Consider the following 10111-nt stretch of genomic DNA (forward strand, 5'->3'; position numbering starts at 1 on the left):
AACCCCTCCCACCTGGGCATTCCGTCCGATATGGTTCCGCGCATGGGGGAGACGGCACCGTCACACCAGGACGCTCGATGAGGCGGTTCCTCACGCCGCTGGCGGCGCTCATCGGTGCGCCGCTCGCCGTCGTCGCGAGTCTCCTCTGGTCCCCGTGGTGGTGGTTCGCGGCCGTCCCGCTCATCGCGCTGCTCCTGCTCGGCGCGTACGACCTCGCGCAACGACGGCACAGCATCCTGCGCAACTACCCCGTCATCGGTCACTTCCGGTCCGCGCTGGAGGCGATCCGGCCCGAGATGCAGCAGTACTTCGTCGAACGCAACACGGACGGCCGCCCCTTCGACCGCGACGCCCGCTCGCTCGTCTACGAACGCGCCAAGGGCGCCAACCAGGAGAAGGCGTTCGGCACCGAACTCGACGTCTACGACGTCGGCGCCGAATTCCTCGCGCATTCGATGACTCCCTTGGTGCCACCCACCGAGCAGCACCGCGTCACCGTCGGTGGTCCACAATGCTCGCAACCGTACTCGATGGCGCTCCTCAACGTCTCCGCGATGAGCTTCGGTGCCCTGAGCGCCAACGCGATCCTCGCCCTCAACCGGGGCGCGGCACTCGGCGGATTCGCCCACGACACCGGAGAGGGCGGCCTGTCGCGTCACCACCTTCAACACGGCGGCGATCTGGTGTGGGAGATCGGCTCCGGCTACTTCGGCTGCCGCAGCGACGACGGCACCTTCGACGAAGCGGCGTTCCGGGACAAGGCCCAACACCCGTCAGTCCGCTGCATCTCGGTGAAACTGTCCCAGGGCGCGAAACCCGGAATCGGCGGGGTCATGCCCGCCGCCAAGATGAGCTCCGAGATCGCCGAGGCCCGCGGCGTCCCGGTGGGCGTCAAATGCGTCTCCCCGCCGGCGCACTCCACATTCCACACACCCGTCGGACTACTCGAGTTCGTCGCCCGGCTGAGAGCGGCCAGCGGCGGCAAACCGACCGGATTCAAACTGTGCGTCGGCAACCCCGTCGCCGTCGCCTCCATCGGCAAGGCGATCCTCGCCTCCGGAATCCTGCCCGACTTCATCATCGTCGACGGCAGCGAAGGCGGCACCGGGGCGGCACCACTGGAGTTCGAGGACCACGTGGGGCTGCCGCTCACCGAAGGCCTTGTGGTCGTTCGCAACGTCCTCGTCGGCTGCGACGTCAAGCCGCACATCGCGATCGGCGCGAGCGGCAAGGTCTCCTCCGGAGTCGACATCGTCAAGCGGCTCATCCAAGGCGCCGACTACACCAACGCCGCCCGCGCCATGATGATGGCGCTCGGCTGCATCCAGGCACAACGCTGCCACACCAACACCTGCCCGGTCGGGGTGACCACACAGGACCCAAAGCGGACGCGAGCGCTCGTCATCACGGACAAGGCCGAGCGCGTGCGCCGCTTTCAACACGAGACCGTCCGCAGCGCGCAGGCGCTCATCGCCGCGATGGGACTCACCGGGCCCGAGCAACTGCGCTCGCACCATCTCATGCGTCGGACCGGGACCGACATCGTGCGTCCCTTCGGCGTGATCCACCCGCAACTCCTTCCCGGGCAACTGCTCGCCGACCCACCACCTCAGTGGGACGACTACTGGAACCGCGCTTCGGCGGACACTTTCGACGGCTAACTCAACGGGAAGACGGGGAATACAGTGCCAACCACAGTGAGTCAGACACTCGTCGACGGGCTTGTCGCCTGCGGCGTCCCGCACGTGTTCGGTGTCGTCGGGGACGCGCTCAACAGCGTCACCGACGCGATCCGCCGCACCGCCGGCATCTCCTGGATCGGCACGCGACACGAGGAGGTCGCGGCCTTCGCGGCCGGGGCGTCCGCCCAACTGACCGGACGGCTCGGCGTGTGCGCCGGAACCGTCGGTCCCGGCGGCGTCCACCTGCTCAACGGCCTCTACGACGCGGCCAAGAGCCATGCCCCCGTCCTCGCCGTCGTCGGTCAGGTACCGCTGTCCGAGATGGGCTCGAACTACTTTCAGGAGATCGACAACGATCGGCTGTTCAGCGACGTGGCCGTCTACTGTCACACCATCACCAGCGAGTCCCAGGTGCCGCGCGTCTTCGAACAGGCCATCGCCGCGGCGATGGCCAAACGCGGCGTCGCCGTCGTCAGTCTTCCCGGTGACATCGGCCCCCGCACCGTCAGCGACGAACGCACCATCACCGCGTTCACCGGGGTCAGCACCACCGTGCCGGCCGCCGTCCACCTCGACCGAGCCGCGACGCTCATCAACGCCGCCGACCGGGTGACGATCCTCGCCGGCATCGGGGCCTCCGCCGCGCGCAGTCCCGTCATCGCGCTCGCCAAGCACCTGTCCGCGCCGATCGTCGTCACCCTGAAAGGCAAGGAGACCTTCGACTGGGACAACCCGTATCAGGTCGGCCAGACCGGTCTGATCGGCAACCCGGCGGCGGCGTCAGCGCTGCGCCGGGCCGACCTGTTGATCATGGTCGGCACCGATTTCCCTTACCGCGACTGGTATCCCGACGAGGCACGGGTGATCCAGATCGAGACCGTCGCCGACCACATCGGACGCCGCGTCGGCGTTGACGTCGGTCTCGTCGGCGACGCGGGCGAGACGATCGACGCCCTGCTGTCCCGGATCCACGGCAACGCCAACACCGAGCACCTGCCGAAGGCGCAGGAGGAGTATGCCTCGTGGCGGCGCGGCCAGGCGAAACTGGCCCACCCCGATTATGACTCCACTCTGGTCGGTCGGGTGCGAGGCGGTGTCGACAATCCGGGCGACCTGATCCGGCCCGAAGCCGTCGCCGCGGCCGTCAGCGAACTGGCCGACGACGACGCCGTGTTCACCGTCGACACGGGAATGTGCGCGGTGTGGCTAGCCCGCTTCGTCGACTTCACTCAGGGACGGCGTCTCATCGGTTCCTTCAACCTCGGATCGATGGCCAACGCCATGCCGCAGGCGCTCGGCGCGGCCGCCTGCGACCCGAGCCGTCAGGTCATCGCGTTCTGCGGCGACGGCGGGCTCACGATGTTGATGGGGGACCTGCTCACGGCGGTGGCGCACGACCTTCCGGTGAAGCTCGTCGTGTTCGACAATCACCGTCTCGGCATGGTCAAGTTGGAGCAGGAGGAGGCCGGACTGCCCGAGTTCGGGACCGTCCTCGACAATCCCGACCTCGCCGCGATCGCGCGTGCCACCGGCATGAGCGGCGTTCGCATCACCGAACCCGAGCGCCTGCGCGAGCAGCTCGCGGAGGCCCTGGCGGAACCCGGTCCGGTACTCATCGACGTCCTGACGAACCCCGAGGAGATATCCGTTCCGCCCAAACCGAAACCCGGCCAGGCGTGGGGCTTCGCGATCGCGAGGCTGAAGGAGACGATCCGCTCCCGAGACTGAGGACGCGTGCGTGCGGGCCGTTGTCGGCCCGCCCGCGTGAAACGTCGTCCTACCGGACCGGAACGTCCGGCATGAGTTCCGCCAGTTCCAGTCCTTCGGCCGGTCCGAACACCGGCGGGTCCGTCGGATCGTCGATCTCGCTCCTCTCGGTGACGATCACGGCCGTGCCGTCCTCTCGGAACAGCACCGTCACGTCGACGCGGTACGCCAGGGTCTCGTCCTCGCCGCGATAGCGCAGCTCGATCGCCTGGACCGCCCGCTCCCCGTTGCTCGTCGTCAACTCCGTGCACGTGCGATCGACGCGTACGGCGGCGGATCCACGACCACTCGACGGGGACGGTTCGCAGTCGACGAGGAACTCCGGTCCCGCGCCCGCATTCCTGGGGTAGTCGCCGCGAGCGAGGACCTCGAGCTGGAAGACCGAGGCGTCGGAGCGCCCCTCGTGTCGAGCCGTGAAGGCCGTCGCGTAGCGCGGAATCGCCCCACCGACGAAGTCCTCGGACGCGGAGTCGTAGAAACCGGCAAGGAATCGCTTCATCACGTTCGGCGGGATGAAGTCGTCTTCGTCGACATAGGGCCCAACCCTGGTCGGCGACAGAGTGATGGCGCGGTCGCTGGACCAGATGTCGACGGCCTTCGTGTAGGAGACCGTGTCGTCGTTCTCGTTCGGTCCCCGGACGAGCTGCCAGCCGTAGTCGTCGAATTGGGACGGTTCGAGATCGAGATCGGGATAGTCGTACTCCAGGTCGTCGATGTTCGCCGGTGGGGCGGATTCGTCGTTCCCCATGGGAAGCAGACTGACGGTGGTGACCGCGATCGCGGCGACCACGGCCGTGACCAGTGTGGCCATTCGGGCGCGCTGCCGGCGGACCCGTCGGCGTCCGCCTTCGATCAGGTCCGTGCTGGTGTATCGCGGCGGCGGAGCGTCGATCGGGGTGTGCTCGGAGAACAGGTCTTTCAGGTCGTCGGTCATCGCGCCGCTCCTTCTGCGGAGATGGACAGGAGATCGCGGAGCGTGCGCAACGCGCGGGCCGTCTGAGTCTTGACGGTGGACTCCGAACAGCGCATCACCACGGCAGTCTCGGCGACGGAGAGGTCCTCCCAGTACCGGAGCACCACGGTCGCCCTGCACCGCGCGGGAAGCCGCGCCAGAGCCTCTAGAAGGGACAGACGCTCGTCGGGGGCGTGATCGTCCGGCGGTGGTTCCGGCATGGCCGCCGCGGATCGCTCGCGGCGGAACCAGCCCCGGCGGCCCTCGTTGATCAGCGTGTTGACGATGATGCGTCGGGTATAGGCGTCGAGGGAGTCTCGCCGGGCGCGATGCCACGCGCCGTAGAGCCGTTCGAACGCGATCTGCGTCGCGTCCTCGGCGCGGTGCCAGTCCCCGCAGGACAAGTAGGCGAAGTAGCGCATCGCGGGAGGGCGCGCCGTCACATAGTTCTGGAAGTCGCCGTGATGGTCGTCGCGCATCCGGGTCTCCTTGTCGGTTGTCGTCATGAATACAGACACCGAGGAGGCGCGGGGGGACCACAGCGGCCGTTCGATTTTTTCGCCGGGCACGCGACGCGACCAACGCGGCCTTCGATGACGTCGACGGCGGCGCGCCGAAATGGGCGCGCCGCCGGGTGGTGCGTCTATCGTGGCTATTCGACGATGGCCTCGGGCATCGAGGTCGCGAGCGCCGTCAGTTCCTCCGTTGTGAAGTAGGACGTGTCGATCGGCGCCCCGTCATCGTCTTCCGCGCCAGGGGAGATCTGTGAGATCTGGATGGCGACCCCGTCCGAGCGATAGAGGATGACGGCCTTGTCCATCAAGGAGTAGGGCTCGCCGTCGAAGTCCCCGTAGACCAGTTCGGTGAGGTCGACGACGGATTCGCCGTCGTTGGTGACCTTCTCGCCGCAGGTGCGTTTGGCACCGGCCTGGAACGCGGCGGGGCCCGGATCCCGATCCTGGCAGCTGTACAGGTATGGGACCGTCGCTCCTTCGCCCGGTTCGTAGCTTCCGTTGGCCCAGATTTCGATCACGATCTCGACCCGGAGTTCGTGGTCCGTCGGCTTGACGTCGAACTTGGCTCCATAGTGGGGCACCGGGGCGCCGATCGGGGTGTCGTCGGCGTTCCCGTCGTAGCCGACGAGCTGCCGTTCGGCTCGATACAGGCTGAGGAGCCGATCGTCGGGGAGATCCGGCAGCTCGTCGTTTGCCGGGGTGATGTCGACGTCGAACCGCTCGATCCAGTCGACCAGGCTCTCGGAGTACGCGGCCGTCGCGTCGGTGGTCGTCCCCTCGTCGACCCATCTCCACTCGTAACTCAGGTTCGGGTCGGGTTCGAATTCGGGGTACGGGAAGTACGGCTGCTCGACGGCGTCACCGGTTTCGACGTCGGGTCCGGTGGCCTCGTTCACCAGAGGCGGTGCCGCCGACGTCATGGCGGGCAGGAGCAGCGCGATGGCCGCGATCGCCGCGACCGCGCCGGTGGAGCCGCCGATGACGCCGAGCCTGTTGCGGCGCGCACGGCTTCGACCGGCCCTGACGATTCCGTCATGGTCGATGATGGACGGAGTGGACGGCGGTTCGGCCGCGGCATCGAGCAGGTTTTCGATGCGTTCTGTCATGATGGAACCCCTTCGGTTCGTTGAATCGATTCCGCCAGCAGACCCCGTAGTGTTTGCAAGCCCCGCGAGGTCTGGCTCTTGACGGTGCCGGTCGAGCAACGCATGATCTGTGCGACCTGCTCGACCGGTAGGTCCTCCCAGTGACGGAGAATCACGGCGATCCGCTGCCTGCTCGGCAGGCGATCCAGCGCCGCCCGAACGACCATGCGAACCTCGGTGTCGGCCGTGTGATCCGTCGGCGTGGCCGTGTCCAGCGGCTCCGAGTGGCTGCGTTCGCGCCGGAACCAGCCACGCCGATGCTCGTCGATGAGGACGTTGACGACGATCCGTCTGGTGTAGGCGTCCAACGAAGCGCGCTTGGCCCGATTCCACTTGGCGTACAGGCGAATGAAAGCGGTCTGAACCGCGTCCTCCGCGCGATGCCAGTCGCCGCAGTACAAGTACGCGAAGCGCCGCATCCGGTCTGTGCGTGCGGCCATGTACTCGTGGAACTCGGCCTCTTGCTCGGCTCGCATTGCTCTCCTCACTGCGATGTCGCGCTTCATACGCATTCGCGGCGCGAAAAGGTTGCATCGACGAAACGACGAACGGGCCGACCAGTGAACCGGTCGGCCCGAGACATGCCATGCGACGCCGCTAGAAGTCGATCACCGGCAGGGCCATCGCCAGGTCGGTCAGGTCGTCGAGCGAGATGCTCGGCGACTCGGGCGCGCCTTGGCCCTGCTCCCAGCCGATCGGCTGGGACGCGGCGACGCTGATCCGCATCGCGGTGCCGTTGGGCTGATGGACGACGACGGTGTGCCGCACGATCGTCACGTCGCCGGCGGTGTAGGTCTCCCGGTCCGTCACGCGCTCGATGGTCAGGCCGTCAACGGTCACGGTGTCGCAGTCGAAGCTGAACCGCCTGTCGTCGCCCGTTCCCTCATGCGCGTCGGTGATGTCGAAGGTTTCGCAACCGCGCAGCAGGTGACCGTTGATCGGCTGCGTGTAGTCGACGTTCGCCTCGTCATTCCCCTCCAGGTACGAACCGGCGGGCATGGCGGCGATGGTGAGCGAGTCGACCGTCTCGCCGGTCCCGTCGAGGGCGACACCGACACCGCTATACCGCGCCAATGGATCTCCGAGGGAATCGACGAACTGGTAGATCGGTGCCTCCAACACCACCTCGAAGTCATCGAGGTCGATGACGTCGGGCAGATCAACGGGCATCTCCATCAGACCACTCGGAATTCGCCCGAAGTCGAGAACGGTGGCCGAGGACGGATCGATCAGTACTTCTTGACCGTCGTCGCTGCCGATGGCCTGCCAGTCCGGGTATCGCGTGTCGAGGTAGGCGACCAGGGCGGCACGCAGTTCGATACTCGTGTCGTCGGTCTCGTTCGGGCCGATGCCCGACCACATGTAGACGCGGTCAGGATCGAGCTCCGGAAACTCCAGCGGAGCCGTCGTCGCCGCGGTGTCGTTCTCGGGCGTGGTCGGGTTGGGATCGGCACCGGCGAAGACCGAGGTCATGGCCAGTACCCCGGCCGTGACGGCGGCGATCGCGGCGGTCGCTCCACCGGCCATGCTCAACGCGCGTCGGCGCGCCATCCGGGAGCCGGCGCGTTCCAAGGCGTCGATGTCCACGACGGGTGGGGGACCGGAGGTGTCGAGGGCGCTGCCGAGCGCCCGCTTGATGTCGTCGTTCATCGCAGGTTTCCTTCGAGTTGTTCGTTGATCGTTTCCGCCAGCAATCCGCGCAGTGTCTGCAAGCCCCGCGCGGTCTGGGTCTTGACGGTGTTCACCGAGCACTTCAGAGTCTTCGCCGTCTCCTGGACCGACTGGTCCTCCCAGAAGCGCAGCACGATCGTCGCCCGCTGCCGTGGTGGCAGGGCCGCCAGCGCGTCGAGCACGGTGATCCGCTGTGGACTGTCGAGTTCGGGTCCGGGAAGGTCGGGAAGCTCGTCGTGCGGTCGTTCGCGTCGGAACCAACCTCGCCGGTGCTCGTCGATGAGCCCGTTGACGATGATCCGCCGCGTGTACGCGTCCAGGGACGCCCTGGACGCGCGATTCCACGCCGCGTAGAGCTTGATGAACGCCGTCTGGGTGGCGTCCTCGGCACGGTGCCAGTCGCCGCACGTCAGGTATGCGAAGTTCCGCATCGCGGTCCAGCGCGCGGCGACGTACTCGCGGTATTCCGATTTCTGCTCCGGCCGCATGTTTCTCCTTGGATTCGCTTACATCGGTACAGACGAATCCCTGACCGGTGCCGGGTGACAGGCGCCCGAAAAACGAGAACGGGCGGGTCGTGTAGACCCGCCCGCCCTAAACGATCTGCTAACCCAGCCGGTGCCGTGCCTCCCAGACGACTCGACTCAATTGGGCGAAACCGCGACACACGTCGTCGTCTCCGGAATCCGAATGCGCCTTCGGCGTGGACGCGCACGCGACCAACACATAGGACGGAGCGTCTTCGGGGTACACGATGGCCGCCGAATGCCGGATGCCCTCGATCCAACCGTTCTTCAACGCGAGCGGGACGCCGTCCGGCAGCCCACGAGCGAAGTCCTCGTTGAGTTCCTGTGCCTTCAAGACGTCGAGCATCTCCGCGCACGCCTCGGCCGACGCCATCTCACCGAGCTCGATCGCCGACAGTTGCCGGGCGAGATCCCGGGCCGTGACCTCGTTGTCGACGCCCGCGTCCCGTGCCGCGTAGTCCTCGATACCGCGGCGGGTGATGCTGCGAGTGTCGTCACCCAACCGGTACGCCTCCTGGGCCGCCGAATAACCCGTCTGCTCCAGCACCAGGTTCGTCGCCAGGTTCGACGACCGGACGATCATCCGCCGGATCAGCCACCGCAGCGGCGCCGTCTGCCCGACCCGATCCCACACGTGCGAGTCGCTGTCGTACCCGCGGTCCATCGAGAACGTCCCGCCGACGGCGGACGTGAATTCACTGTGGACGGGAATCTCGGCGTCCAGGTCCAAGCGGCCCGCGTCTGCCAGGCGGTACGCCGCCGCCATCACGCCGATCTTCATGGTGCTGGCCGGATAGTGGCCTCGATCCGCGTCGCGTTCGTAGACGACTCGCGAACCCGGCCTGCCCAACCAGATCGACACCTCGCCCCCGAGCTCGTCCCACAGCGGCTCCAACTTCGTCAAGTCCTCCATGGGGTCAGACCCTAACCACGTCGCCCGTCGCGCGCCATCGACAAAAAGTCCCAGGTTCGGCGGCGCGACCGGTCCGCCACGCGGGGTCAGCGAGAACGGCCGCAAATGAGTATTCTCGAGCCGCGACCCACCGACCCCAAGGCGGCCCGATGCCCACCGATACACCGCGCCCCGGTTCAGAACTTCTCACCATTGTTACATTGTGGAGGCTGGCGATCGCCGCCGCCGCATGGTATGGGCTGCACAACGTCATCGGCGCGTACGGCGAGTACGACTGGGCCGGACTGAGCGAACTCAGTCAACTCGCGAGCCTCGTGATCGCGGTCTGTTATCTCGGTCTCGCCTGCTATCCGGTGTTCACCGGCGGACGCCGACACGAACCCCGATCCGCATGGCTGCGCGGTGCCCTCGCCGTCCTCATGGTGCTCGTCTGCCTGACCGCGATCCTCGTGCTCGGCAACGGTGGACGTCTCGACCACCACGGTTTCTTCTTCGAGCACCTCGTGACCCCGGCGCTCGTCACCCTCGACTTCATCCTCGTCGGGCGCTCTCAGCGCGACGTTCGCTGGTGGTACCCGCTGACGTGGGTGTCGTTGCCCTTGGCCTACTTCGTGTTCATGCTCTTCGTCAACCCGCAGGAGTACGGAATGCTGCTGTCCCCGCAGAACCCGTACTTCTATCTCATCGTCGGCGGGTTCCTGATCGCCGTGCTCGTCATCGGGTACGTGCTGCTCGCGATCGCCCGGATACCGGCCACGCGCGAACGCCCGCCCCCACCGCCCGACACGGGTTTCGTTGTGCCGCAATATGTTCCGCGTGGTCGTGGCGATGGTCCGCGCCAGATCGGGACGAGCCCCGCCCCGGGGCAGTTCCAGCCGCAGGGGTTCAACGGTTTCACGTCGGCCGGTTCCCCACCGGAACCACCGCCCGCCCCCGGGC

General features: G+C 67.1%; 10 protein-coding genes. 3 read left to right on the plus strand and 7 right to left on the minus strand.

The window, feature by feature from the left end; genetic code table 11:
- Positions 1-77 precede the first annotated feature (77 nt).
- Both ACM9NP_RS23645 and ACM9NP_RS23650 read left to right on the plus strand, forming a co-directional pair.
- Positions 78-1661, plus strand: a complete 1584-nt coding sequence (locus tag ACM9NP_RS23645; protein ID WP_415648982.1) for an FMN-binding glutamate synthase family protein — start codon at positions 78-80, stop codon at positions 1659-1661.
- A gap of 24 nt (positions 1662-1685) precedes the next feature.
- Positions 1686-3410, plus strand: coding sequence for a thiamine pyrophosphate-dependent enzyme (locus ACM9NP_RS23650; protein WP_415648983.1), 1725 nt, complete (start codon positions 1686-1688; stop codon positions 3408-3410).
- 49 nt (positions 3411-3459) lie between these two features.
- On the opposite strand, the gene ACM9NP_RS23655 is transcribed toward ACM9NP_RS23650, so the two are convergent.
- The 7 genes from ACM9NP_RS23655 to ACM9NP_RS23685 form a co-directional block, all read right to left on the minus strand.
- The gene (locus ACM9NP_RS23655) at positions 3460-4383 is read right to left on the minus strand and encodes a hypothetical protein (protein WP_415648984.1); all 924 of its coding nucleotides are present in this window, start codon (positions 4381-4383) and stop codon (positions 3460-3462) included.
- Positions 4380-4907 (minus strand): SigE family RNA polymerase sigma factor, encoded by a 528-nt coding sequence (locus ACM9NP_RS23660; protein ID WP_415648985.1) that lies wholly within the window; start codon positions 4905-4907, stop codon positions 4380-4382. Before ACM9NP_RS23660 ends, ACM9NP_RS23655 begins: the two co-directional genes overlap by 4 nt.
- A gap of 146 nt (positions 4908-5053) precedes the next feature.
- Positions 5054-6022 carry a hypothetical protein gene (locus tag ACM9NP_RS23665; protein WP_415648986.1) on the minus strand — a complete coding sequence of 323 codons (969 nt, stop codon included), beginning with the start codon at positions 6020-6022 and terminating at the stop codon, positions 5054-5056.
- Positions 6019-6537, minus strand: coding sequence for a SigE family RNA polymerase sigma factor (locus ACM9NP_RS23670; protein ID WP_415648987.1), 519 nt, complete (start codon positions 6535-6537; stop codon positions 6019-6021). Before ACM9NP_RS23670 ends, ACM9NP_RS23665 begins: the two co-directional genes overlap by 4 nt.
- A 121-nt stretch (positions 6538-6658) precedes the next feature.
- Positions 6659-7711 carry a hypothetical protein gene (locus ACM9NP_RS23675; RefSeq protein ID WP_415648988.1) on the minus strand — a complete coding sequence of 351 codons (1053 nt, stop codon included), beginning with the start codon at positions 7709-7711 and terminating at the stop codon, positions 6659-6661.
- Positions 7708-8220: a SigE family RNA polymerase sigma factor gene (locus ACM9NP_RS23680; RefSeq protein WP_415648989.1), complete on the minus strand. Its 513-nt coding sequence runs from the start codon at positions 8218-8220 to the stop codon at positions 7708-7710. Before ACM9NP_RS23680 ends, ACM9NP_RS23675 begins: the two co-directional genes overlap by 4 nt.
- A 118-nt stretch (positions 8221-8338) precedes the next feature.
- Entirely contained in the window at positions 8339-9172 is an 834-nt protein-coding gene (locus ACM9NP_RS23685) for a serine hydrolase (protein WP_415648990.1), read from the minus strand.
- A 149-nt stretch (positions 9173-9321) separates the two neighbouring features.
- Between ACM9NP_RS23685 and ACM9NP_RS23690 the strand changes: the two genes are divergently transcribed.
- Positions 9322-10111 (plus strand): hypothetical protein (locus ACM9NP_RS23690; RefSeq protein WP_415648991.1); only part of this gene is annotated, 790 nt, incomplete at its 3' end.

Source organism: Stackebrandtia soli, from assembly GCF_965137155.1.
GTDB classification, from domain to species: Bacteria; Actinomycetota; Actinomycetes; order Mycobacteriales; family Micromonosporaceae; genus Stackebrandtia; species Stackebrandtia soli.